The following is a 21900-nucleotide window of genomic DNA, read 5'->3' on the forward strand; positions in this document are numbered from 1 at the left end:
TAGTGCATAATAAGAATAATACAATTTATAAATGAATATAGAAATTAAAAAGTCAATAAAACCAGTAAAATATGATGTTGCTATAAAACTTCTTGAAGAGAGAGTAGTGGAAATAAGCAATGATAAAAAAAGTGATTTAATTTGGCTCCTAGAACACAAAGAAATCTATACTGCAGGTACAAATTATAAGGAAGAAGAAGTTTTAGATAAACATATAAACCTGATTAAAACCAACCGTGGTGGGAAAATTACCTATCATGGACCAGGACAATTAATTTGTTATTTTGTTATAGATTTAAAAAAAAGAAAAAAAGATATTAGAAAGTTTATAACCTTAATTGAGAAAACAATCATCGAAAGCTTATTTGAATTTAATATTAAATCATTTGGTGATCCAAAAAATATTGGTATTTGGGTTAATGATAAAGCAGATATTAAAAAAGTTGCAGCAATTGGTGTACGTGTGAGTAAGTGGATTGCGTATCACGGTTTTGCAATTAACATTAATAATGATCTTACAAAATATCAAAGTATCATTCCATGTGGAATTTTAGATAAAGGTGTGACGAATCTCAAATCAATTAATAATCAGAACTATAATATTTTGAGTGATGTAATTGTTAAAAATTTTACTAAGAACTTGGAAATCTAAGCCTTTTAGTTTTCAAAAGTTTTTTAAAATAATCTGGCAAGAGTGCTGTGTAAGTGTATTTTTTATCCTTAATTATAAATTTAATTTGATAAGAGTGGAGCATTAAATTTTTATTAATAGCTTTATCTGTATTATTAAATTTATATTTTTGATCTCCATAAATTGGTGAACCCACTGCATATAATTGTTTTCTAAGTTGGTGTTTTCTTCCAGTTATTGGTTTCATTTCAACCAAACTACAGATAGAGTTTTTGTCTAAAACTTTATATGTAGTTCTAGCCTTTTCTATTATTTCTTTATCATTATCATATCTTGTAAGATCATCATTCCACTCACCAAAATCTTTTTGTAATTCACCATGACATATTGCTAAATATGTTTTGTGAACTTTTCTTAATCTAAATAATGATGTTAATAATTGTGCAGCTTCCCTATGTTTGGCCATAATAAAAACACCTGACGTGTCTTTATCTAATCTGTGAACTGAATAAGGTTTTGTATTTTGAAAAATATCACTACGGGCGAAAATATCTACAAGGTTTTTTTTAGATTTAGTTCCACCTTGAACTGAAATACCAGAACTTTTGTTCAATACAATGAAGTCATCATTATTATCAATTATCAAGTCTTCATTCTCTTTAATAACTTCCTCAGATGGTAAAAATTTAATTTTTTTTTGAACAATTGTTTCTTTAAAATCAAAGTTAAATAAATCAACAATATCTCCTGTTTTTACTTTGTGAGAGCTTTTTACTTTTTTGTTATTAATCTTTAGTTTTCCACTTTTTAAACTTTTTTCAATTAAGCCTTGTGGGTAATTACCAAGGTTATTCCGTATCCATCTATCAATACGCATATCGTTAAACGTTGTATCAACGTTAAATGACTTTTTCATGATGATATAATTTTATATAAAAAATTAAGCAGTAGCTAATTTTTTCTCTTCATTTTGCTCTTTAGTTGGTTCTTTTTTCTTTCTATCAACTCTTTTTGCCTCAACATTTCTATCAACAAATTCAATTACTGCCATTGGTGCATTATCACCATATCTAAAACCAGCTTTGATAATTCTAGTATATCCACCATTTCTTTTTTCATATCTTTTAGACAACGTTTTTGTAACTTTACGGGCCGATGTTATGTCTTGCAATTTAGTCATCAGCAGCTTTGTTGTAAGTAAAGTTTCTTTTTTACCTAAGGTAATAATCTTATCAGCTTGAGGTTTTAAAAATTTAGCCTTTGGAAGAGTTGTAGTTATCTGTTCATATTTAATCAAAGAATTAAGCATATTTTTTAATAATGCTTTTCTATGTTCAGAGGTTCTATTTAGCTTCTTATTAGCCATTCCGTGTCTCATTAGATTTGCTCCTCTAACTTTTTAGACATTTCAGCTATATTTTCTGGTGGCCAATTTGGTATTTCCATACCCAAATATAAAGACATACCAGTTAATACTTCTTTTATTTCATTCAATGATTTTCTACCAAAGTTTGGGGTTCTAAGCATTTCTCCTTCAGATTTTTGCACTAGATCACCTATGTAAATAATATTATCATTTTTTAAGCAGTTCATAGAACGAACTGATAACTCTAACTCATCTACTTTTCTTAAAAGATTTTTATTAAACTCAGGCTCAGTTGATACTTCTTTAATTGGAACATCCACAGGTTCATCAAAATTAACAAACATATTAAGCTGATCTTGGAAAATCCGAGCAGAATATGCAACAGCATCCTCAGCCGAAATGGAACCATTTGTTTCAACTTCCATAGTTAATTTGTCATAGTCAAGAGCTTTACCTTCTCTAGCAGTGCTAATCGTATACGAAACTTTCTTTACAGGGCTATATAATGAGTCAATTGCTATTAAGCCAAGTGGTGGCTCTTCAGGTTTATTCATTACAGCTGGCACATAACCTTTACCAGTTCCAACATTCATCTCCATGTGGAAATGAGTATTTTCATCTAAATTACAAATCACTAATTCAGGGTTTAAAATTTCAATATCTGTGACAGCTTCAATGTCAGAAGCTTTAATTTCTCCTGGACCTTTTGCATCCAAAACAAGTTTTTTAACTACATCAGAAGAACTTTTTAGCGCTAAAGATTTAACATTTAAAACTATATCTGTTACATCTTCTCTTACACCCTTAATGGATGTAAATTCATGCAACACTCCATCAATTTGAATTGAAGTTACAGCAGCACCCCTAATAGATGAAAGTAGAATTCTTCTTAGGGAATTGCCTAAAGTTAGCCCGTACCCTTTTTCTAATGGTTCGGCTACAATTTTAGCGTGTGATTTATCATTACTAATTTTAACATCTAATTGAGCTGGTTTAATTAATGCCTTCCAATTTTTAGCATTTACATTTAAACTTTCCATTTATTAAACTCTCCTTTTCTTTGGTGGTCTTACGCCGTTATGTGGCATTGGTGTTGTATCTTTTATAGAAAGGATTTTAAATCCTTTCGCTTGTAATGCTCTTAAAGCTGTTTCTCTTCCTGAGCCAGGTCCTTTAACTTGAACTGTTAACGTTTTCATTCCAAACTCTAATGCTTTAGAAGCAGCAGAATCTGCAGCAACCTGAGCTGCATAAGGAGTTGATTTTCTAGAGCCTTTAAAGCCTTTTTGACCAGCTGATGCCCATGAAATAACATTTCCATTAGTATCGGCTATTGAAATTATTGTATTGTTAAAGGTTGATTGAACATAAGCAATACCATTAAGTATAATTTTCTTAATCTTTTTTTTTTTAGAATATGAACTTTTTTTAGATTTTTTATCTAATTTTTTTTCAACTTTTTTTTCAACAACAGAATCTGTATTATCTATTTTATCTACTTTAGCCATAAATTAATTATTTTTTAAGCGGTGTTAATTTTTTACCTGCGATTGCAATAGCTTTACCTTTTCTAGTTCTAGCATTACATCTTGTTCTTTGACCTCTAACTGGAAGTTTTTTTCTATGTCTTGAGCCCCGATAACATGCAAGATCAATTAGTCTCTTGATTGTTAAAGAATAATCTCTTCTAAGATCACCTTCTACTTTGAAATTTGCATCAATATATTCTCTAATTTTTAAAATATCATCATCTGTTAGTTCGTTAATTCTTTTTGCAGTTGGAATTTCTAATGATGTGCAAATCTGATTTGAAAATTTATTACCTATACCGTAAATGTACCTTAGTCCTATGTGGACAAGTTTGTTTTGGGGAATGTTTACACCTGCTATACGAGCCATATTTTTGAGAATAAATTTAGCCTTTTATATAAGAAGATATTCCAAAGTCAACGTCTTAAACATTGAGAATTTCATTGATTTTATTGGTAATTTGGTTGATTTCAAGAGCACCATCTATTTCTATGAAATTGACATTTTTTGAGTAAAAATCGAGTACAGGTTTGGTTGTTTTCATATATGTATCATATCTAGCTACAACTATATCAAGATTATCATCTTTTCTCTTCTTGAGGAACTCTTTGCCACATGGGTGTAGTTCAATTTGCTCTTTGTTAAAAAATTCATTTAAAGTCATATTGCATTTATCACATGTCATTCTACCCATAATACGTTTTTCAATAACATCCCTTGAAACATTTAAAAAAATTATATGAGCAATAGTTTGATCAAATTCATCTAAAATTAAGTCTAAATTTTTAGCTTGCTCAACATTTCTGGGGTATCCATCAAAAATAATTCTGTCCCTAAATTTTAGGTTCGTAATTGATTTTTTTAAAAGCTTGTTAACTATTTCATCTGAAACAAATTTACCATTTGATATCAATAGTTCAATTTCTGAGCCAAATGTAGTTTTTAATTTAACTTCTTCTCTTAAAAGATTACCCGTCGACAATTGAAAATAATTATGTTTTTTTACAATGAATTGTGCTTGAGTACCCTTTCCTGCTCCTGGAGGGCCAAATAAGATTATATTCATAAAATTATTTACCGAATTTGGTTTTTTTTATCAATTGCTCATATTGAGAGCTCATTAATCTAGTTTGTATTTGGGTCACTGTATCAATTGCAACAACGACAACAATTAAAATTGAAGTACCACCTAGGTAGAAAGGTATTGGGTAATTTGCAATTAAAAACTCTGGCATTAAACATACAATAGTTAAATATAACGCTCCTATTGTTGTAAGTTTAGTTACAATCTTATCTATGTATAAAGCTGTATTTTCACCAGGTCTAATACCTGGAACAAAGCCTCCATATTTTCTTAAGTTATCAGCCGTCTCAGTTGGGTTGAAAGTAATTGATGTATAAAAAAAAGTAAAAAATATTATTCCAGATGCGTATAACAACATGTAGAGTGGTTGGCCTTGAGTAAAGTATGAGCTTATGTTTAAGAATGAGTCATTATCTGAAAAACTAAAATTAGAAAAGGTTACAGGTAGTAACAATAAGGCTGATGCAAAGATTGCTGGTATAACGCCTGCTTGGTTAATTTTTAAAGGTAAATGAGAAGATTCTCCACCATACATTTTATTTCCCATTTGTCTTTTTGGATAATTTATTAAAATTTTTCTTAATGCTCTTTCCATAAAAACAATGAACATAATCGTTGCAACTAATAGTACAAAAATTGCAATAATCATAATTGTTGATACAGCACCTGTTCTACCTAATTCAAATGTAGTTACTAAAGCTCTTGGAATTTCTGCTACAATTCCAGCAAAAATAATCAATGAAATACCATTACCGATACCTCTTTGAGTTATTTGCTCACCAAGCCACATTAAAAGCATTGTTCCAGCAACAATAGTTGAGACCGCTGTTAACGTAAAAAATAAACCTGGGTTAATAACTAAATCTGCAGAAGATTGCAAACCTATGGACAAACCATATCCTTGGATAGTGGCTAACAAAACAGTTCCATATCTTGTTATTTGAGTGATTTTAGCTCTGCCTGTTTCTCCTTGTGCTTTTAAATTTTTAAAATAGTCAGATACCCCAGTTAATAACTGAACAATAATAGATGAAGATATATATGGCATTATACCTAATGCAAAAATTGCCATTCTACTTACGGCTCCACCCGAAAAAACATTAAACATTCCAAGTAAACCTTTTTGGTTGCCACTCATCATTGTTTGTAGCTGCTCAGGGTCAATTCCAGGAATGGGCACAAAAGTGCCAAACCTATAAACTGCTAGAATAAATATTGTGAAAATTATTCTGTTTTTAAGATCATTAGTTTGAGAAGATGCACTCATAATATCTTAATTATTTTTTTAATTGTATTGTGCCGCCAGCTTTCTCTAATTTAACTACTGCAGATTTAGATATTAAATCAGCTTCAATATTAACTTTATCTTTAATATCCCCTGTGCCAAGTATCTTTAATTTTTGAGAGTTTTTATTGATTAATTTTAATTTTATAAGCAATGCAATATTTATTACATCATTTGAATTAATAGTTTTTTCATCAATATATGATTGAATTTTTTCCAAGTTCATTATTGCTATGATGGCTTGATATCTCTTAATGGCATTAAATCCTCTTTTAGGAAGTCTTCTATATAAGGGCATTTGACCACCTTCAAAAGCTTTAATAGCCACACCAGATCTAGATTTTTGACCCTTTACCCCTCTTCCAGAAGTTTTACCTTTACCTGATCCAATACCTCTACCAACTCGCATTTTTTTTTTATATAAAACTTTTCCTGTGGTATTTAATGTGCTCATTATCCTCTTTTTTCAATTACGTCAGAAATTTTTTTATTTCTAATTGTTGCTATATGTTTTGGTGAATTTTGTTTTGAAAGTGCTTTCATTGTAGCTCTTATCATGTTGTGAGGGTTTGATGTCCCCATCGATTTAGCAACTATATCTTTAATTCCTAAAACTTCACAAACAGCCCTAACAGGACCACCTGCAATAATACCAGTTCCTTTAGGTGCAGATCTTAAAATTATTTTTCCAGCACCATCTTTTCCATAAACATCATGATGAATAGTTCTTCCTTCCCTTAAAGGAATGTGAATTAAAACTCTTCTAGCAGTTTCATTCGCTTTTTTAATAGCGTCTGGTACTTGCTTAGCTTTAGCATGTGCTACACCAATTTTTCCAGCTTGATTACCTACAACCACTAAAGCTGAAAAACCAAATCTACGACCACCTTTTACAACTTTTGTAATTCTATTGATGTGGACTAATTTTTCTAAGATGCCATCATCATTTTTATTTCTAAAATCCATAATTAAAATTCCATTCCATTTTTACGTAATGTTTCAGCAAATGCCTTAACTCTACCATGATATTTATAAACTCCTCTATCAAAATAGATCTTTGTTATTTTTTTCTCTACAGCTTTTTTTGCTAATCTTTCAGCAACAATTTTAGAAATATCTGTTTTGTTAACTTTATCCATAGCTTTGATATCTTTTTCAACAGAAGAAGATGAAAACAAAGTAATATTTTTAACATCATCAATTATTTGAGCAGATATATTTTTTGCAGATCTTGAGATACTCAATCTAAATCTGTCAGGAGAAGAAACTTTTTTGACTTTATTAGTTACCCTGAATTTTTTTCTATCTATAGCATTTAGTTTCATTATTTTTTCTTTCCTTCTTTTCTCAATATATACTGACCCTTTTCCCTAATACCTTTACCTTTGTAGGGTTCTGGTTTTCTAAAAGATTTAATTTTTGAACAAACCATACCAACCTCTTGTTTGTCTGAACCGCTAACTTTTAAAGTTGTTTGTTTTTCAACAACAATTTTTATACCTTCAGGTATATCAAAATTTATATCATGACTATACCCAAGTTGAAGGTTTAATTGTTTTTCTTTTAATGCGGCTCTATATCCCACTCCAACTAACTCAAGTATTTTTTCATAACCAGTGCTAGATCCAATCACAGCATTATTTATTAAACTTCTATTCATTCCCCAAAGTCTTTTTGAATTTTGGTCAACTTTTTTTGGTTTAATTGATATTTCCTTCCCTTCAGTAATATCAACACTAAACATTTCTAAATCAACATTAAGAGATTTTTTTCCTAATGGACCTTCTATATTGAGAACACTACCAGATAATACCGCTTTAACTTTATCTGGAATTGTAATATTTATTTTACCAATTTTTGACATTAAAATACCTTACAGATTATTTCGCCACCAACTTTTTGTTTTCTAGCATCAACATCTGTCATAACACCTTTTGGAGTTGATACTATTGCTACGCCAAGCCCACCATTAATTTTTGGCAAACTGTCAGCACTAGAAAAAATTCTTCTTCCAGGTTTTGAAACTCTTTCAAAAGTACTAATAACTGGATTTCCTGAATAATATTTTAGATCTATAGATAAAACTGGTTTCTTATTTTCTGTATCAATTTTATACTCTTTTATAAATCCCTCATTTTTTAAAATATCTGCAATTTTTACTTTAAAGTTAGAAGAAGGCAGTGCAACTTTTTTGTGATTTCTTACTAAAGCATTCTTTATTCTTGCGATCATATCCCCTATTGGGTCACTTAAACTCATATATTCCTTTCTACCAGCTCGACTTCGTCATGCCTGGAATTAAACCATGCAATCCTAAGTCTCTTAAAGCTATTCTTGATATTTTTAATTTTCTGTAAACACCATGTGGTCTTCCAGTGATTTGACACCTATTCATAACTCTGTTTTTTGCAGAGTTTCTAGGTAAATTAGATAATTTTTGTTGTGCTTTAAACCTTTCTTCAAGGGAAATCTTTTTATCCATAATAATCTTTTTTAAAGCTAGTCTTTTTTTAAAAAGTCTATCTGAGAGTTTAATTCTCTTATCATTTTTTTGAACTGCACTTACTTTAGCCATTTTTAATTGTCTCCTTTTTTAATGAATGGAAAATTTAATTTTTCTAAGAGAGCAAGGCTATGATCTTTATTTATAGCTGCAATTACAACAACTACATCAAGCCCTCTAATTTTATCAATTCTATCAAAACTAACTTCTGGAAAAATTATATGTTCTTTTATTCCAAAGGTGTAATTACCAAATTTATCAAAACCTTTAGGTGATAGTCCTCTAAAATCTTTAATTCTAGGTAAAGCAATATTGACTAATCTATCAATAAATTCGTACATTTTGTTACCACGTAAAGTAACTTTTAATCCAGCGTTTGTGCCTTTTCTTGTTTTAAAATTAGCAACAGATTTTTTAAACTTTGTGATGGTAGGTTTTTGTCCTGTAATTTTTCCTAGATCCTCTTCTGTAGACTTCATTATTTTAGCATCAGCACCATCTAATCCTAAACCCATATTGATGACAACTTTGACAACTTTAGGACCTTGAAAAGTATTTTTAAACCCAAGTTGTTCTTTAAGAGCAGTTTGAATTTCTTTATAATAAAGTTCTTTTAATCTTGGCATCATTATTTTTTAACCTCAGTTTTTTTTATTTTTTCTTTAGCAATAATTAAAGCAAGGTTTGAAATGTGAATAAAACTTTCTTTAGTAATGATTCCACCTTTTTTCTCTTTAGTTGTCTTAACATGTTTTTTCACAATATTAATTCCTTGTACTTTTGCTCTATTATTAGGTCTATCAATTTCAATAACATCGCCTTCTTTTTTTTTATCTCTACCTGCCAAAACTTTTACTCTTGAACCTTTTTTAATCATTTTATAAAACCTCAGGGGCTAATGAAATAATTTTCATTTGACCTTTATTTCTTAATTCTCTTGTTACTGGACCAAAAATTCTAGTACCAACTGGTTCACCTTTGTCATCAACCAATACTGCTGCATTATTATCAAATTTAACTTTAGAACCATCCTCTCTATGAATTCCATATTTAACACGAACTACTACAGCTTTATGTACTGATCCTTTCTTAACTTTGCCTTTAGGTATTGCTTCTTTAACAGCAACAACAATAGTGTCACCAATACTAGCATATCTTCGCTTTGATCCACCTAAAACTTTAATACATTCAATTCTTTTTGCTCCAGTATTATCTGCAACTAACATTTCAGTTTGTACCTGTATCATTTAGAACCATCCATTACTTCAAATTTTTTATTTTTAGAAAAAGGTTTGCATTCAATAATTGAAACCGTGTCTCCAGTTTTAAATTTATTATTTTCATCGTGAGCATTGTATTTCTTTTTGACTTTAACAACTTTTTTAAGTACTGGGTGTGAATATTTTCTCTCAACAGCTACGGTAATAGTTTTATTAGGTTTGTCACTAGTAACTACCCCTGTTAATATTTTTTTAGGCATTTAATTTTCCTTTTAGTATGGTTTTTAGTCTTGCTATTATTTTTTTCGTTTGTCCAATTTTAGATGGATCTTTAATTTCAGAATTAATTCTTTGGAATCTAAAATTAAATAAATCTTTTTTTAACTTATCTATATTTTTTAAAACCTCATCTTTAGATAGTTTTTTAATTTCTTGTTTTTTCATTCTATGCAAATCTTTTTATAAATTTAGTTTTAATAGGTAATTTAGCAGATGCTTTATAAAGTGCTTCCTTAGCAATAGCTTCTGAAACTCCGTCAATTTCAAATAAAATTCTACCTGGTTTAACTCTACACGCCCAATATTCAGGAGCACCCTTACCTTTACCCATACGAACTTCAACGGGTTTCTTTGAAACAGGGATATTCGGAAAAATTCTAGTCCATACACGACCTTGCCTTTTCATGTGTCTAGTTAGTGCAACTCTTGCAGCTTCAATTTGTTTTCCTATAATTCTTTCAGGAGCCATTGCCTTTAAAGCAAACGAACCGTAATTAATCTTTGCAGCACGAGTAGCAGTTCCATGAATTCTACCTTTGTGTGCTTTTCGATATTTTGTTCTAACTGGTTGTAACATAATTATTCTTTAACCTCTTTAGGTTTTACTTTATTTGTTTCTTGGCTGAATTCTTTTGCAAAAACTTCACCTTTATAAATCCAAACTTTAATTCCAATTATTCCAAATGTTGTTAGAGCTTCGGCTTCATCATAATCAATATCAGCTCTTAATGTGTGAGAAGGAATACTTCCCTCTCTCAACCATTCAGTTCTTGCTATTTCATTTCCACCAAGTCTACCACTTATTGAAACTTTAATTCCTTTAGCACCCAATCTCATACAAGACTGCATAGCTCTCTTCATGGCTCTTCTATATGATATTCTCTTGATAAGTTGTTGTGCAATATTCTCAGCTACTAAATAAGCATTAGTTTCTGGTTTTTTAATTTCTTTAATATTTAAAGATACTTCATTGTTAGTAAATTTGGATAAATTATTCTTAATTTTATCAATATCACTACCTTTTTTTCCAATAACAAATCCAGGTCTTGATGTGTAAATTGTTACAAAACATTTATTTGAAGTTCTCTCTATCATTACTTTAGATACACCAGAATTAACTACATTTTTCTTGATATAAGCTCTGATTTTAAAATCTTCGATTAAATAATTTCCAAAATCTTTTTTTTTAGCATACCAGACAGAATCCCAACCTCTGTTTACACCAAGTCTAAAACCTATTGGATTAACTTTTTGTCCCATGACTCTCCATTTTTTTTGCTTCTGATAATATAATTGTAATTGTTGAATATGGCTTTAAAATAGGCGCAGCTCTACCTTTTGCTCTTGGTCTAAATCTTTTCATTACAACTTTTTTTCCACAATAAGCTTCTTTGACAATTAACTTATCAATATCATATTGATTGTTGTTTTCAGCATTAGCGATAGCTGATGATACGGTTTTTCTAACTTCTCTAGTAATTCTTTTTGCAGAAAATTGTAACTCTCTTATAGCAACATCAACTTTTTTTCCAACAATTGCTTTAAGAATTGGATTAAGTTTTCTAACACTAGATCTAATATTATTATTAACTGATCTAACAGTATCCACCTTTATTCTATTAATTTTCTTTTTCTTATTCATAGTTATTTTTTCTTCTCTGCAGGTTTAGCTTTTTTATCAGCCGGTGTATGACCGAAGAATGTTCTAGTTGGTGAAAACTCACCAAGTTTATGACCAACCATATCCTCAGATATAGTAACGGGTATAAATTTTTTTCCATTATAAATTAAAAAACTAACACCTATAAATTCAGGAATTATAGTTGATTTCCTTGACCAAGTTTTAATTGGCATTTTTTTTGGGTCTAATTTTTGTTTTTCAACTTTTTTAATTAAGCTTTCCTCAACAAAAGGACCTTTCCAGACAGATCTAGCCATTATTTTTTAGAATCCTTTCTTTTATTTCTTTTTTTAACAATAAATTTGTCTGTTCTTGCATTTGTTCTTGTTTTTAATCCTTTTGCACCTTGACCAGTTGGTGATACTGGATGTCTTCCACCTGCACTTTTACCTTCACCACCACCGTGTGGGTGATCAACCGGGTTCATCACAACTCCTCTAGTATGAGGTCTTCTGCCTAACCATCTTGATCTTCCAGCTTTACCAATTTTAATATTTTTTTGATCTGGGTTTGATAAAACACCTATTGTTCCCATGCATCTTGAGTCAATTTTTCTAACTTCCCCCGATATCATTCTAACTAATGAGTAATTACCATCCAGTCCACTGATAGTGACTGAAGTTCCAGCTGATCTAGCTATTTTTCCACCACCACCTGGCTGCAATTCAACATTATGAATATTAACACCTACAGGGATATCTCTTAAAGGCATGCAGTTTCCAACTTTAATCTCTTTAGCAGATCCGTTTTCAACAACGTCACCTACAGTAATCTTTTGAGGTGCTAAATAATAAAAATGCGTTCCATCTTCAAATTTAACTAACATAATGTAACATGATCTATTTGGATCATACTCAATACGTTCAACTGTACCAGGTACATCAAATTTTTTTCTGTAAAAATCTACAAGTCTATACATTTTCTTGTGTCCACCACCTGACATATTTCTAGATGTAATGTGACCATTGTTATTTCTTCCACGCATAGAATTTTTAGGTTCAACAAGCATTTTGAAAGGTTTCCCTTTCCATAGGCCGGTTCTGTCAACAAGAACAGTTCCTCGGCTAGATTTTGTATATGGTTTGAATGTTTTTAATGCCATTTTTTAAATTCCTGTTGTTAGATCAATACTTTGACCCTTTTTTAGAGTTATAATTGCTTTTTTATAACCTTGAACATTTACTTTTTTCCCTCTTTTAACAACTTTTCTGTTTTGTTTATTGATAATATTAATTTTAATAACATTAACTTTAAAAATCTTTTCGATATTTTTTTTTAAATTAGTTTTATTAGCTTCTCTTGGAACCTTAAATACAATCTTGTTTTGTTCGGACAAGTTTGTAGTTTTTTCAGTCACCATTGGTGATAAAATTTTATCGTATAAATGTATTTTATCCATTTTAAGAATATCTCTTTTCTAGTTCTTTTATTGAGCCTTCAGTAAATACAACCTTTTTAAACTTTATAATGTCAAAAGCGCTAAAATGGTTGATATCAGTAACTTTAACATTTGGAATATTTCTCATGGATTTTTCGACTTTTTCTTTTGAAGTTTTGTCTAAAATTATTAATGAATGAGTTAATTCAAATTTTTTAATGATTAAATGCATTTCCTTAGTTTTTTTTATTTCTTTAGTAAAATCACTAAAAATTAATAAATTATTAAGTTTATTTTTTTCAGTAATTAGTGATGCTATACTTAGTTTTTTCTCACTTTTATTAAGTTTTCTTTTTTTATAGGCAAGTTCACCTTTGGGGCCGTGTGCTACACCACCACCAACAAATATTGGTGCTTTTCTACTAGCATGACGTGCTCCACCAGTTCCTTTTTGGGCATAAATTTTTGATGTAGATCCTGCAATTTCGTTTTGTTGTTTAGTTTTAGCGTGTCTACCTTTATAGTTAGCATTAGTTTTATATAAAACATTATCTACTAATTTCTTATTTATTTTTGCTGAAAAAATTTTATCTAAAACCTCAATAGAATCTTTTTTACCGTCTAAATTTATTTTATCTATTTTCATTATCTTTTCTTTTTATCTGGTGTTTTTTTAGCTTCTTCAGCAGCTACAATTTTCTCTTTAATAGTCATTTTATTAATAACTTTAACTGATTTTTTAACTAATATTTCTGAATTTTTTGAACCAGGTATTGATCCTTTTACATATAATAATTCATTTTCTAAATCAGTTTTAATAATCTCTAAATTTTGCATAGTTCTAATTCTGTCACCCATATGACCAGCCATTTTTTTTCCTTTAAAAACTTTACCTGGATCTTGTCTTTGACCAGTTGAACCATGTGATCTGTGCGAAACCGACACACCGTGAGTAGCTCTTAAACCACCAAAGTTATGTCTTTTCATTGCACCAGCAAAACCTTTACCAATAGTTTTTGAGGTAGTATCAACAAATTTTACCTCATTAAAAATTTCTAAACCAAATTCATTACCTTCTTTGTATATTTCTGTATCTTTTACTCTAAATTCTTTTAATTTCTTTTTGGCTTCAGTATTCTTCTTTGCATACATGCCCTTCATAGCTTTTGTTAGTTTTGAACTTTTAATATTACCAAAACCCAATTGCACCGCTTTATATCCGCGCTTATCTTCTTCAATAACACTTATAACTCTAGCTTTTTCCATCTTAATTACAGTAACAGGAACTAAACGACCAGTTTTATAAAACTCTCTAGTCATACCTATTTTTTTTCCAACTAATGCTATTTCAGTCATAATTAAATTTTTATCTCCACATCAACACCCGATGCTAAATCTAGTTTCATTAAAGCTTCTACGGTTTGAGGTGTAGGTTCAATAATATCAATTAACCTTTTGTGAGTTCTTGTTTCGAACTGCTCTCTGCTTTTTTTATCAATGTGCGGTCCTTTTAAAACTGTATATTTTTCAATTTTTGTTGGTAGTGGTATTGGACCTTTAACTGTTGCGCCTGTTCTCTTAACTGTATTAACGATCTCTTCAGTAGATGCGTCTAATATTTTGTTGTCATAAGCTCTTAATTTAATTCTAATATTTTGTTTTTCCATAATTATTATCCAGCAATCTTTTTAGTTACTTCATCCTGCACATTCTGTGGGACTTTAGAATAATGATCAAAGAACATTGAGTATTGAGCTCTTCCTTGAGACATTGATCTTAAATTGTTTATATATCCAAACATGTTAGCTAAAGGAACCATTGCTGTTATTACAGTTGCATTTCCTCTACTTTCTTGTTCACTTATTTGACCTCTTCTACTATTTAAGTCACCAATAACATCGCCCATGTAATCTTCAGGAGTTACTACTTCAACTCTCATTACTGGTTCTAATAATTTTAATCCACCTCTAGTGCAAGCTTCTTTAAAACAAGCTCTACCCGCTAGTTCAAATGCAAGAACACTTGAGTCAACATCGTGGTGTAATCCATCTAAAATTGTAACCTTATAATCAATCAATGGGAACCCAGCTAAAATTCCACCATCCGATATCGTTTCAATACCTTTTTCAACTCCAGGGATAAACTCTTTAGGGATTGATCCACCTTTAATTTTACTATCAACTTCCCTGCCTTTGCCTGGTTCTTGAGGTTCAACTAAAAGTTTAACTTTTGCAAACTGTCCAGCACCACCACTTTGTTTTTTATGTGTGTACTCAAACTCAGAAGCATTTTGAATAGTTTCTCGATAAGCAACTTGTGGCGCACCAATATTTGCTTCAACATTAAATTCTCTTTTCATACGATCAACAATAATATCTAAGTGTAATTCACCCATACCTTTGATAATTGTTTGACCAGATTCTTCATCTGAAGTTACTCTAAATGAAGGGTCTTCTTTTGCTAATCTAGCTAAAGCTTCACCCATTTTTTCTTGGTCAGCTTTTGTTTTAGGCTCTACAGCAATTTCAATCACTGGTTCTGGGAATTCCATTGGTTCCAATAAAACTTGGTTATTCTCATCACATAATGTGTGACCTGTTATTGTGAACTTAAGACCCGCTAAAGCAACAATATCCCCTGCGTTTGCCTCTTTAATATCTTCTCTAGAGTTTGCATGCATTAAAAGCATTCTTCCTACTCTTTCCTCTTTTTCTTTTGACGTATTATAAACCGCTGTTCCAGTTTTAATTGTTCCAGAATAAATTCTTATAAAAGTTAATGATCCAACGAATGGATCATTAGCAACTTTAAAAGCTAGAGCAGAAAAACCAGCTCCATCTTCAAATTTCATTTCAACAACATCTTCAGTTCCAGGTTTTGTTCCATTTATAGAACCAATATCAATCGGGCTTGGCAAATAATTAATAACTGCGTCAAGAAGTGGTTGAACACCTTTGTTTTTAAAAGCAGATCCCGTAGTTATTGGAACAAAACTAAAGTTTAGAGTTCCTTTTCTTATGCATTTAACTAAATCTTCTTCTTTAATCTCTTCGCCATTTAAATAGCTTTCCATTAATTTCTCATCTTGCTCAACTGCAGTTTCAACAAGTTCAGTTCTATATTTTTGACAAATTTCTTTTAAATCAGCAGGAATTTCTTTATATTCCCACTCAGCACCCAATGCTTCATTTTTCCAAACTTGTGCTTTCATCTTAACTAAGTCAACAACACCCGATAAATCTGCTTCTATACCAATTGGAATTTGTATTACTAAAGGTTTGCAACCAAGTCTATCTCTAATCATATCTACACATCTGTAGAAGTCAGCACCAGTTCTATCTAACTTATTAACAAAACAAATTCTTGGAACTTTATATTTGTCAGCTTGTCTCCATACTGTTTCTGACTGAGGTTCAACACCGGCAACACCATCAAAAACGCATACTGCACCATCTAAAACTTTTAAAGATCTTTCAACTTCGATAGTAAAATCTACGTGACCAGGGGTATCAATAATATTAATTCTATGATCATTCCAAAAACAAGTAGTTGCAGCCGATGTAATTGTAATTCCTCTTTCCTGCTCTTGTTCCATCCAGTCCATAGTTGCTGCACCATCGTGGACTTCACCAATTTTGTGACTTTTTCCAGTATAATATAAAATTCGTTCGGTAGTAGTGGTTTTGCCAGCATCAATATGTGCCATGATTCCAATGTTTCTATATGTATCTAATGTATTCGTTCTAGCCATAATTTTTTACCACCTAAAATGAGCAAAAGCTTTATTCGACTCTGCCATTTTATGCACATCTTCTCTTTTTTTAACTGCTGATCCTTTTTTTTCATAAGCATCATACAGTTCATTAAAAATTTTATCAGACATATGTTTGTCTTTTCTTTTTCTTGAAGCATCAACTAACCATCTAATTGCTAAAGCTTGGGCTCTGTTAGATTTTACTTCAACAGGGACTTGGTAAGTTGCACCACCAACTCTACGAGATCTAACTTCTACAGTAGGTTTAATATTATTAATTGCTTCGTTGAATACATTTATTGGCTCTTCTTTTGTTTTTGATTTAATTTTTTCAATTGCTTCATAAACTATTTTTTCAGCAACAACTTTTTTTCCATCATACATAATTGAATTAATTAATTTAGGAATAATAGTTGATTTAAAGATTGGGTCTGGCGTAACAACTTTTTTTGGTTGTGTTTTTTTTCTAGACATAATTATTTACCTTTTTTAGTTCCATACAAAGATCTACGTTTTTTTCTATTTGCAACCGCCTGTGTATCTAGATTTCCTCTAAGAATATGATAACGAACACCAGGTAAATCTTTGACACGACCACCTCTAATTAAAACAACTGAGTGCTCTTGAAGATTGTGTCCTTCTCCACCAATATAAGCTGTGACTTCAAAGCCATTTGAAAGTCTAACTCTTGCAACTTTTCTTAATGCTGAGTTGGGCTTCTTGGGGGTTGTTGTATAAACTTTTAGACACACACCTCTTTTTAAAGGTTGCTTTTCTAATGCGGGAACTTTGTTCCTTGCAACTGGTTTAGTTCGTTTCTTTCTTAACAACTGATTAATAGTTGGCATAAATTTTTTAATTAATTAATTTATTTTTGAATGAAAATAACTGACAGGTTATTTTATGGCAGCGTTTAGTTCCATAAAGTAGGTACTACATTCCAACCAAAAACATCGTCAAAATACTGTTTAATTTAACTTTGTCAAACTAAAACTACAATTTAAACGTGTTTATTTTATTGATTAGCTTGAGTTTCTGTGGCCTCAGTAGGCTCTATTTTTTCTTGATCTGACAAGAATTTGTTGTCAGCATCAATAGCATTTTTATTCCATTTATTCTTGATGTGACCAGTTCCAGCTGGGACTAACCTACCAACGATAACATTTTCTTTTAAGCCATTTAATGGGTCAACTTTACCTTTAATAGCAGCATCAGTGAGAACTCTTGTAGTTTCTTGGAATGATGCAGCAGAAATAAATGATTCAGTTTGAAGTGATGCTTTTGTAATTCCCATCAAAACTCTTTCACCAACAGCAGGATTTTTTCCTTCTCCAACAAGTTTTTCGTTTGTTATATCAAATTTAATTCTATCAATCATTTCACCTGGTAAATAAGACGAGTCTCCCGACACTTTAATCTCAACTTTTTTAAGCATCTGTCTTAAAATAGTTTCTATATGTTTATCGTTAATTATTACACCTTGTAACCTATAAACTTCTTGTACTTGGTTAACAAAATATTCTGTTAAATCCTTTATACCTAAAATTCTAAGAATATCATGAGGTAAAGGTTGTCCATCAAGTAAATATTCACCTTTTTTAATTTTTTCACCTTGATTAAAGTTTATATGTTTGCCTTTTGGAATTAGGTAGTTTGAAGGTTCCCCATCTTCAGGCTGAATAGAAATTTTTTGTTTACCTCTAACTTCTTTTCCAAATAAAACTTGTCCATCATTTTCAGCAATAATTGCACTATCTTTTGCTTTTCTTGCTTCAAATAACTCTGCAACACGAGGTAAACCTCCTGTGATATCTTTTGTTTTAGTTGTTTCTTTGGGTAATCTCGCAATAATATCGCCTGCAAATATTTTTTGACCATCTTTAACGGACAAAATTGAATCTGGCACTAGATAATATCTAGCCTCATTGTCATCTGCTTTCTTGATAACATTTCCTTTATCATCTCTTAAAGTGATTCTTGGTTTTAAATCTGTATTTTTAGATTGAGCTCTCCAGTCAATTACAGATTTAGATGAAATACCAGTTGCATCATCAGTAGTTTCTTGAATAGAAACTCCATCGATCAAATCAACATATCCTGCTATACCACTTTTTTCAGCAATAACTGGCGTAGTGTAAGGATCCCATTCACAAATCTTTTCATTTGATTTAATTTTATCATCATTTTGAAAAAATAATTTTGAACCGTAAGCTACTTTATAAACGGCAACTTGAACACCGTTGTCATCTTCAATAGAAAGTTGAGTATTTCTACCCATTACAATTAAATTTTTCTTAGAGTCTTCCAGTAAGTTGGAATTGATAATTTTTAAAGTGCCAGCTGATTTGGTAACAATTTGTGACTCTTGTTTAACAGACGCTGTTCCACCAACGTGGAAGGTTCTCATAGTTAGCTGAGTGCCAGGTTCTCCAATTGATTGGGCTGAAATCATACCAATTGCTTCACCAACATGAACCATTTTTCCTCTTGATAAATCACGTCCATAACAAGTAGCACAAACTCCTTTTTTAGAGCTACACGTCATTACAGAATAGGCTTTGATAAATTTAACACCTGCTGCATCAATTTTATCGCATCCAGCTTCATCAATCATTAAATCTTTTTTGATCACAATTTCACCAGTGATAGGATTTTTAACATCAAATGCTGTTACTCTTCCTAGTGCTCTTTCAGATAAACTAACAACAACATTTCCACCCTCAAGAATCTCACCTAACTCAATAAAACCAGGGTTATCACATTTTATTTTAGAGATTGTAAGGTCTTGTGCAACATCACAAAGTCTTCTAGTTAAATATCCAGAACTGGCTGTTTTTAAGGCAGTATCTGCTAGACCTTTTCTTGCTCCATGTGTTGAGTTAAAATACTCAAGAGCTGTAAGACCTTCTTTAAAATTAGAAATAATTGGGGTTTCTATAATTTCACCAGAAGGTTTTGCAATCAATCCTCTCATTCCAGCTAACTGTTTCATCTGTGCGGCCGAACCTCTAGCACCACTGTCTGCCATCATAAAGACAGAGTTAATTTTCATTCCATCTGGAGTACTTTCTGTTGCAGAAATTCCCCTCATCATTTCACCTGCTACTTTATCTGTGCATTTTGACCAAGCATCAACTACTTTGTTATATTTTTCACCTCTAGTAATTAATCCTTCCGAATATTGATTTTCATAATCAGCAATTAATTTTTTAGTGTCTTCAATTAGCTGGCCTTTGTTTGTAGGAATAACTAAGTCATCTTTACCAAAAGAGATACCTGCTTTAAATGCATGTTTAAAACCTAAATCTTTTAAATGATCACAAAAAATAACTGTAGTTTTTTGACCACAAAATCTAAATACACTATCTATGATTTCAGAGACCGTTTTCTTTGGTAGTAGCCTGTCTATCATTGAAAATGTAATATCTTTATTTTTTGGTAACAAATTTGCTAATAAAAATCTTCCTGCAGTTGTTGTATGTTTTTCAACTTTTTTGTTTCCTTTTTCATCTACTGTTTCAAATCTAGAAACAATAGTTGAGTGTACTTTTATTTGACCAGTTGATAAGGCATGCTCAATTTCATTATTATTTATAAAATAACCATCCGGCTTTTCAGTTTGAAAAGGAGCTTGAGATAAGTAATAAAGACCTAAAATCATATCCTGACTTGGTACAATGATCGGCTTTCCGTTTGATGGACTTAAAATATTATTTGTTGATAACATTAGAATTCTTGCTTCTAATTGAGCCTCTAAACTCAATGGTACGTGTACTGCCATTTGGTCACCATCAAAGTCTGCATTGAAGGCTGCACAACATAATGGATGTAATTCAATGGCATCACCTTCTATTAGCTTAGGCTCAAATGCTTGAACACCCAATCTATGAAGTGTTGGAGCACGGTTAAGTAATACTGGGTGTTCTCTAACAATTAATTCAAGTGCGTCCCAAACTGCATTGGTTTCTTTTTCAACTAGTTTTTTTGCTTGCTTAATAGTTGATGCTAATCCTAACTTATTTAATCTTGCATATAAAAAGGGTTTAAAAAGCTCTAAAGCCATCTTTTTTGGCAATCCACACTCATGTAGTTTAAGATCAGGCCCAACAACAATTACTGATCTACCTGAATAATCTACTCTTTTTCCTAATAAGTTTTGTCTAAATCTACCTTGTTTACCTTTTAACATTTCAGCTAAAGATTTAAGAGGTCTTTTACCAGTACCTGTTATTACTCTACCTCTTCTACCGTTATCAAATAAAGCATCTACTGATTCTTGCAGCATTCTTTTTTCATTTCTAACAATAATGTCAGGAGCTTTAAGGTCCATTAGTCTTTTTAAACGATTATTTCTGTTAATAACTCTTCTATAAAGATCGTTTAAATCAGATGTAGCAAATCTTCCACCATCTAATGGAACTAGCGGTCTTAACTCAGGTGGGATTACAGGAATAACAGTTAAAATCATCCATTCAGGCTTCTGCCCTGTTTCAATAAATGACTCAATTAATTTAAGTCTTTTAATAGATCTTTCTTCGTTAACTTTAGATTTAGTTTCTTTAATAGTATTAATTAAAGCTTTTCTTTCCAATTCAAGGTCCATTGATTTTAAGATGTTAAGAATAGCCTCAGCTCCAATCCCAGCTTCAAAAGACTCTTCACCAAATTCATCTTGATATTTTGCTAGTTCTTCTTCGTTTAAAAGCTGATGTTTTTGTAAAGTTGTCATACCTGGTTCTATAACTATAAAGTTTTCAAAATATAAAACTCTTTCAACTTCTTTAAGTTTCATATCAACTGCTAGGGATATTCTGCTTGGAAGAGATTTTAAAAACCAAATGTGTGCAACAGGTGTAGCCAAGTTAATGTGGCCCATTCTTTCTCTACGTACATTTGATTTTGTGACTTCAACTCCACATTTTTCACAGATAATGCCTCTGAATTTCATTCTTTTGTATTTACCACATAAACATTCGTAATCTTTTATTGGACCAAAAATTCGTGCACAAAATAAGCCATCCTTTTCAGGTCTAAAAGTTCTATAATTAATAGTCTCTGGCTTTTTAATTTCGCCATAAGTCCAAGACTTAATTTTTTCAGGACTTGCTAGTGTAATTTTAATACTGCTAAAATTTTGGGCTTCTGAAATTTCACTGTTTTTAAATAAATCTGTTAATTCTTTTTTCATA

The 21900-nt window shown here is 31.0% G+C and carries 32 protein-coding genes; 1 reads left to right on the top strand and 31 read right to left on the bottom strand.

Features of this window, described 5'->3' with window-relative positions; translation table 11 throughout:
* Positions 1 to 31 precede the first annotated feature (31 nt).
* Positions 32 to 652: a lipoyl(octanoyl) transferase LipB gene (lipB, locus tag ABXT63_RS03640; protein ID WP_415320139.1), complete on the top strand. Its 621-nt coding sequence runs from the start codon at positions 32 to 34 to the stop codon at positions 650 to 652.
* Here the strand turns inward: lipB and ABXT63_RS03645 are convergent.
* The 31 genes from ABXT63_RS03645 to rpoC all read right to left on the bottom strand — a co-directional run bounded on the left by ABXT63_RS03645 (position 633) and on the right by rpoC (position 21899).
* Positions 633 to 1547, bottom strand: coding sequence for an RluA family pseudouridine synthase (locus tag ABXT63_RS03645; protein ID WP_415320141.1), 915 nt, complete (start codon positions 1545 to 1547; stop codon positions 633 to 635). The two genes, lipB and ABXT63_RS03645, sit on opposite strands and share 20 nt — an antisense overlap.
* A gap of 24 nt (positions 1548 to 1571) precedes the next feature.
* Positions 1572 to 2009, bottom strand: a complete 438-nt coding sequence (gene rplQ, locus ABXT63_RS03650; protein WP_415320143.1) for a 50S ribosomal protein L17 — start codon at positions 2007 to 2009, stop codon at positions 1572 to 1574.
* Positions 2009 to 3037: a DNA-directed RNA polymerase subunit alpha gene (locus tag ABXT63_RS03655; RefSeq protein ID WP_415320145.1), complete on the bottom strand. Its 1029-nt coding sequence runs from the start codon at positions 3035 to 3037 to the stop codon at positions 2009 to 2011. Before ABXT63_RS03655 ends, rplQ begins: the two co-directional genes overlap by 1 nt.
* 3 nt (positions 3038 to 3040) lie before the next feature.
* Positions 3041 to 3505 (bottom strand): 30S ribosomal protein S11, encoded by a 465-nt coding sequence (rpsK, locus tag ABXT63_RS03660; protein WP_415320147.1) that lies wholly within the window; start codon positions 3503 to 3505, stop codon positions 3041 to 3043.
* 7 nt (positions 3506 to 3512) lie between these two features.
* Positions 3513 to 3896, bottom strand: a complete 384-nt coding sequence (gene rpsM, locus ABXT63_RS03665; RefSeq protein WP_415320149.1) for a 30S ribosomal protein S13 — start codon at positions 3894 to 3896, stop codon at positions 3513 to 3515.
* 55 nt (positions 3897 to 3951) lie between these two features.
* Complete coding sequence (locus ABXT63_RS03670; RefSeq protein WP_415320151.1) at positions 3952 to 4593, bottom strand: adenylate kinase; 642 nt, start codon at positions 4591 to 4593, stop codon at positions 3952 to 3954.
* A 4-nt stretch (positions 4594 to 4597) separates the two neighbouring features.
* Positions 4598 to 5878: a preprotein translocase subunit SecY gene (gene secY, locus ABXT63_RS03675; protein ID WP_415320153.1), complete on the bottom strand. Its 1281-nt coding sequence runs from the start codon at positions 5876 to 5878 to the stop codon at positions 4598 to 4600.
* A 10-nt stretch (positions 5879 to 5888) separates the two neighbouring features.
* A complete protein-coding gene (gene rplO / locus ABXT63_RS03680) occupies positions 5889 to 6350 on the bottom strand; it encodes a 50S ribosomal protein L15 (RefSeq protein WP_415320155.1) in 462 nt (153 codons plus the stop codon).
* The gene (gene rpsE / locus ABXT63_RS03685) at positions 6350 to 6862 is read right to left on the bottom strand and encodes a 30S ribosomal protein S5 (RefSeq protein ID WP_415320157.1); all 513 of its coding nucleotides are present in this window, start codon (positions 6860 to 6862) and stop codon (positions 6350 to 6352) included. Before rpsE ends, rplO begins: the two co-directional genes overlap by 1 nt.
* Before the next feature lie 2 nt (positions 6863 to 6864).
* Positions 6865 to 7221, bottom strand: coding sequence for a 50S ribosomal protein L18 (gene rplR, locus ABXT63_RS03690; protein ID WP_415320159.1), 357 nt, complete (start codon positions 7219 to 7221; stop codon positions 6865 to 6867).
* The gene (rplF, locus tag ABXT63_RS03695) at positions 7221 to 7760 is read right to left on the bottom strand and encodes a 50S ribosomal protein L6 (protein WP_415320161.1); all 540 of its coding nucleotides are present in this window, start codon (positions 7758 to 7760) and stop codon (positions 7221 to 7223) included. Before rplF ends, rplR begins: the two co-directional genes overlap by 1 nt.
* On the bottom strand, positions 7760 to 8155 hold the full coding sequence (gene rpsH / locus ABXT63_RS03700; protein ID WP_415320163.1) for a 30S ribosomal protein S8: 396 nt from the start codon (positions 8153 to 8155) through the stop codon (positions 7760 to 7762). The genes rplF and rpsH overlap by 1 nt, the downstream gene beginning before the upstream one ends.
* 10 nt (positions 8156 to 8165) lie before the next feature.
* Positions 8166 to 8471, bottom strand: coding sequence for a 30S ribosomal protein S14 (rpsN, locus tag ABXT63_RS03705; protein WP_271492416.1), 306 nt, complete (start codon positions 8469 to 8471; stop codon positions 8166 to 8168).
* A gap of 2 nt (positions 8472 to 8473) precedes the next feature.
* Complete coding sequence (gene rplE, locus ABXT63_RS03710; RefSeq protein ID WP_415320165.1) at positions 8474 to 9028, bottom strand: 50S ribosomal protein L5; 555 nt, start codon at positions 9026 to 9028, stop codon at positions 8474 to 8476.
* Positions 9028 to 9276 carry a 50S ribosomal protein L24 gene (gene rplX, locus ABXT63_RS03715; RefSeq protein ID WP_415320167.1) on the bottom strand — a complete coding sequence of 83 codons (249 nt, stop codon included), beginning with the start codon at positions 9274 to 9276 and terminating at the stop codon, positions 9028 to 9030. The genes rplE and rplX overlap by 1 nt, the downstream gene beginning before the upstream one ends.
* 1 nt (position 9277) lies before the next feature.
* Entirely contained in the window at positions 9278 to 9646 is a 369-nt protein-coding gene (gene rplN / locus ABXT63_RS03720; RefSeq protein ID WP_415309355.1) for a 50S ribosomal protein L14, read from the bottom strand.
* The gene (gene rpsQ, locus ABXT63_RS03725) at positions 9643 to 9879 is read right to left on the bottom strand and encodes a 30S ribosomal protein S17 (protein ID WP_415320169.1); all 237 of its coding nucleotides are present in this window, start codon (positions 9877 to 9879) and stop codon (positions 9643 to 9645) included. Before rpsQ ends, rplN begins: the two co-directional genes overlap by 4 nt.
* The gene (gene rpmC, locus ABXT63_RS03730) at positions 9872 to 10063 is read right to left on the bottom strand and encodes a 50S ribosomal protein L29 (RefSeq protein WP_415320171.1); all 192 of its coding nucleotides are present in this window, start codon (positions 10061 to 10063) and stop codon (positions 9872 to 9874) included. The genes rpsQ and rpmC overlap by 8 nt, the downstream gene beginning before the upstream one ends.
* Before the next feature lies 1 nt (position 10064).
* Positions 10065 to 10475, bottom strand: a complete 411-nt coding sequence (gene rplP / locus ABXT63_RS03735) for a 50S ribosomal protein L16 (protein ID WP_271525610.1) — start codon at positions 10473 to 10475, stop codon at positions 10065 to 10067.
* Between the two features lie 2 nt (positions 10476 to 10477).
* Positions 10478 to 11158 carry a 30S ribosomal protein S3 gene (gene rpsC, locus ABXT63_RS03740; protein ID WP_415320173.1) on the bottom strand — a complete coding sequence of 227 codons (681 nt, stop codon included), beginning with the start codon at positions 11156 to 11158 and terminating at the stop codon, positions 10478 to 10480.
* The gene (gene rplV / locus ABXT63_RS03745; RefSeq protein ID WP_415320175.1) at positions 11142 to 11540 is read right to left on the bottom strand and encodes a 50S ribosomal protein L22; all 399 of its coding nucleotides are present in this window, start codon (positions 11538 to 11540) and stop codon (positions 11142 to 11144) included. The genes rpsC and rplV overlap by 17 nt, the downstream gene beginning before the upstream one ends.
* A gap of 2 nt (positions 11541 to 11542) precedes the next feature.
* On the bottom strand, positions 11543 to 11836 hold the full coding sequence (gene rpsS / locus ABXT63_RS03750) for a 30S ribosomal protein S19 (RefSeq protein WP_415320177.1): 294 nt from the start codon (positions 11834 to 11836) through the stop codon (positions 11543 to 11545).
* Positions 11836 to 12681, bottom strand: a complete 846-nt coding sequence (gene rplB, locus ABXT63_RS03755) for a 50S ribosomal protein L2 (RefSeq protein ID WP_415320179.1) — start codon at positions 12679 to 12681, stop codon at positions 11836 to 11838. Before rplB ends, rpsS begins: the two co-directional genes overlap by 1 nt.
* A 3-nt stretch (positions 12682 to 12684) precedes the next feature.
* A complete protein-coding gene (gene rplW, locus ABXT63_RS03760) occupies positions 12685 to 12978 on the bottom strand; it encodes a 50S ribosomal protein L23 (protein WP_415307776.1) in 294 nt (97 codons plus the stop codon).
* A gap of 1 nt (position 12979) precedes the next feature.
* A complete protein-coding gene (rplD, locus tag ABXT63_RS03765) occupies positions 12980 to 13603 on the bottom strand; it encodes a 50S ribosomal protein L4 (RefSeq protein ID WP_415320181.1) in 624 nt (207 codons plus the stop codon).
* A complete protein-coding gene (rplC, locus tag ABXT63_RS03770) occupies positions 13603 to 14313 on the bottom strand; it encodes a 50S ribosomal protein L3 (RefSeq protein WP_415320183.1) in 711 nt (236 codons plus the stop codon). Before rplC ends, rplD begins: the two co-directional genes overlap by 1 nt.
* A 2-nt stretch (positions 14314 to 14315) precedes the next feature.
* The gene (gene rpsJ / locus ABXT63_RS03775; protein ID WP_415320185.1) at positions 14316 to 14624 is read right to left on the bottom strand and encodes a 30S ribosomal protein S10; all 309 of its coding nucleotides are present in this window, start codon (positions 14622 to 14624) and stop codon (positions 14316 to 14318) included.
* Between the two features lie 5 nt (positions 14625 to 14629).
* Positions 14630 to 16708 carry an elongation factor G gene (gene fusA / locus ABXT63_RS03780; protein ID WP_415320187.1) on the bottom strand — a complete coding sequence of 693 codons (2079 nt, stop codon included), beginning with the start codon at positions 16706 to 16708 and terminating at the stop codon, positions 14630 to 14632.
* Between the two features lie 6 nt (positions 16709 to 16714).
* Positions 16715 to 17185 (bottom strand): 30S ribosomal protein S7, encoded by a 471-nt coding sequence (rpsG, locus tag ABXT63_RS03785; protein ID WP_415277708.1) that lies wholly within the window; start codon positions 17183 to 17185, stop codon positions 16715 to 16717.
* Positions 17186 to 17187: 2 nt separating this feature from the next.
* Entirely contained in the window at positions 17188 to 17559 is a 372-nt protein-coding gene (gene rpsL, locus ABXT63_RS03790; protein ID WP_415320189.1) for a 30S ribosomal protein S12, read from the bottom strand.
* Positions 17560 to 17726: 167 nt separating this feature from the next.
* A complete protein-coding gene (gene rpoC / locus ABXT63_RS03795; protein ID WP_415320191.1) occupies positions 17727 to 21899 on the bottom strand; it encodes a DNA-directed RNA polymerase subunit beta' in 4173 nt (1390 codons plus the stop codon).
* Position 21900 lies beyond the last annotated feature (1 nt).

Origin of the sequence: Candidatus Pelagibacter sp. Uisw_092 (genome assembly GCF_047729545.1) — a bacterium.
Taxonomy (GTDB): Bacteria; Pseudomonadota; Alphaproteobacteria; order Pelagibacterales; family Pelagibacteraceae; genus Pelagibacter.

Excerpts from the sequence above, each read along its gene's own strand:
- lipB (WP_415320139.1), top strand. The coding sequence starts at position 32 with ATGAATATAGAAATTAAAAAGTCAATAAAACCAGTAAAATATGATGTT.
- ABXT63_RS03645 (WP_415320141.1), bottom strand. The coding sequence starts at position 1,547 with ATGAAAAAGTCATTTAACGTTGATACAACGTTTAACGATATGCGTATT.
- rplQ (WP_415320143.1), bottom strand. The coding sequence starts at position 2,009 with ATGAGACACGGAATGGCTAATAAGAAGCTAAATAGAACCTCTGAACAT.
- ABXT63_RS03655 (WP_415320145.1), bottom strand. The coding sequence starts at position 3,037 with ATGGAAAGTTTAAATGTAAATGCTAAAAATTGGAAGGCATTAATTAAA.
- rpsK (WP_415320147.1), bottom strand. The coding sequence starts at position 3,505 with ATGGCTAAAGTAGATAAAATAGATAATACAGATTCTGTTGTTGAAAAA.
- rpsM (WP_415320149.1), bottom strand. The coding sequence starts at position 3,896 with ATGGCTCGTATAGCAGGTGTAAACATTCCCCAAAACAAACTTGTCCAC.
- ABXT63_RS03670 (WP_415320151.1), bottom strand. The coding sequence starts at position 4,593 with ATGAATATAATCTTATTTGGCCCTCCAGGAGCAGGAAAGGGTACTCAA.
- secY (WP_415320153.1), bottom strand. The coding sequence starts at position 5,878 with ATGAGTGCATCTTCTCAAACTAATGATCTTAAAAACAGAATAATTTTC.
- rplO (WP_415320155.1), bottom strand. The coding sequence starts at position 6,350 with ATGAGCACATTAAATACCACAGGAAAAGTTTTATATAAAAAAAAAATG.
- rpsE (WP_415320157.1), bottom strand. The coding sequence starts at position 6,862 with ATGGATTTTAGAAATAAAAATGATGATGGCATCTTAGAAAAATTAGTC.
- rplR (WP_415320159.1), bottom strand. The coding sequence starts at position 7,221 with ATGAAACTAAATGCTATAGATAGAAAAAAATTCAGGGTAACTAATAAA.
- rplF (WP_415320161.1), bottom strand. The coding sequence starts at position 7,760 with ATGTCAAAAATTGGTAAAATAAATATTACAATTCCAGATAAAGTTAAA.
- rpsH (WP_415320163.1), bottom strand. The coding sequence starts at position 8,155 with ATGAGTTTAAGTGACCCAATAGGGGATATGATCGCAAGAATAAAGAAT.
- rpsN (WP_271492416.1), bottom strand. The coding sequence starts at position 8,471 with ATGGCTAAAGTAAGTGCAGTTCAAAAAAATGATAAGAGAATTAAACTC.
- rplE (WP_415320165.1), bottom strand. The coding sequence starts at position 9,028 with ATGATGCCAAGATTAAAAGAACTTTATTATAAAGAAATTCAAACTGCT.
- rplX (WP_415320167.1), bottom strand. The coding sequence starts at position 9,276 with ATGATTAAAAAAGGTTCAAGAGTAAAAGTTTTGGCAGGTAGAGATAAA.
- rplN (WP_415309355.1), bottom strand. The coding sequence starts at position 9,646 with ATGATACAGGTACAAACTGAAATGTTAGTTGCAGATAATACTGGAGCA.
- rpsQ (WP_415320169.1), bottom strand. The coding sequence starts at position 9,879 with ATGCCTAAAAAAATATTAACAGGGGTAGTTACTAGTGACAAACCTAAT.
- rpmC (WP_415320171.1), bottom strand. The coding sequence starts at position 10,063 with ATGAAAAAACAAGAAATTAAAAAACTATCTAAAGATGAGGTTTTAAAA.
- rplP (WP_271525610.1), bottom strand. The coding sequence starts at position 10,475 with ATGTTACAACCAGTTAGAACAAAATATCGAAAAGCACACAAAGGTAGA.
- rpsC (WP_415320173.1), bottom strand. The coding sequence starts at position 11,158 with ATGGGACAAAAAGTTAATCCAATAGGTTTTAGACTTGGTGTAAACAGA.
- rplV (WP_415320175.1), bottom strand. The coding sequence starts at position 11,540 with ATGAATAAGAAAAAGAAAATTAATAGAATAAAGGTGGATACTGTTAGA.
- rpsS (WP_415320177.1), bottom strand. The coding sequence starts at position 11,836 with ATGGCTAGATCTGTCTGGAAAGGTCCTTTTGTTGAGGAAAGCTTAATT.
- rplB (WP_415320179.1), bottom strand. The coding sequence starts at position 12,681 with ATGGCATTAAAAACATTCAAACCATATACAAAATCTAGCCGAGGAACT.
- rplW (WP_415307776.1), bottom strand. The coding sequence starts at position 12,978 with ATGGATAAAATACATTTATACGATAAAATTTTATCACCAATGGTGACT.
- rplD (WP_415320181.1), bottom strand. The coding sequence starts at position 13,603 with ATGAAAATAGATAAAATAAATTTAGACGGTAAAAAAGATTCTATTGAG.
- rplC (WP_415320183.1), bottom strand. The coding sequence starts at position 14,313 with ATGACTGAAATAGCATTAGTTGGAAAAAAAATAGGTATGACTAGAGAG.
- rpsJ (WP_415320185.1), bottom strand. The coding sequence starts at position 14,624 with ATGGAAAAACAAAATATTAGAATTAAATTAAGAGCTTATGACAACAAA.
- fusA (WP_415320187.1), bottom strand. The coding sequence starts at position 16,708 with ATGGCTAGAACGAATACATTAGATACATATAGAAACATTGGAATCATG.
- rpsG (WP_415277708.1), bottom strand. The coding sequence starts at position 17,185 with ATGTCTAGAAAAAAAACACAACCAAAAAAAGTTGTTACGCCAGACCCA.
- rpsL (WP_415320189.1), bottom strand. The coding sequence starts at position 17,559 with ATGCCAACTATTAATCAGTTGTTAAGAAAGAAACGAACTAAACCAGTT.
- rpoC (WP_415320191.1), bottom strand. The coding sequence starts at position 21,899 with ATGAAAAAAGAATTAACAGATTTATTTAAAAACAGTGAAATTTCAGAA.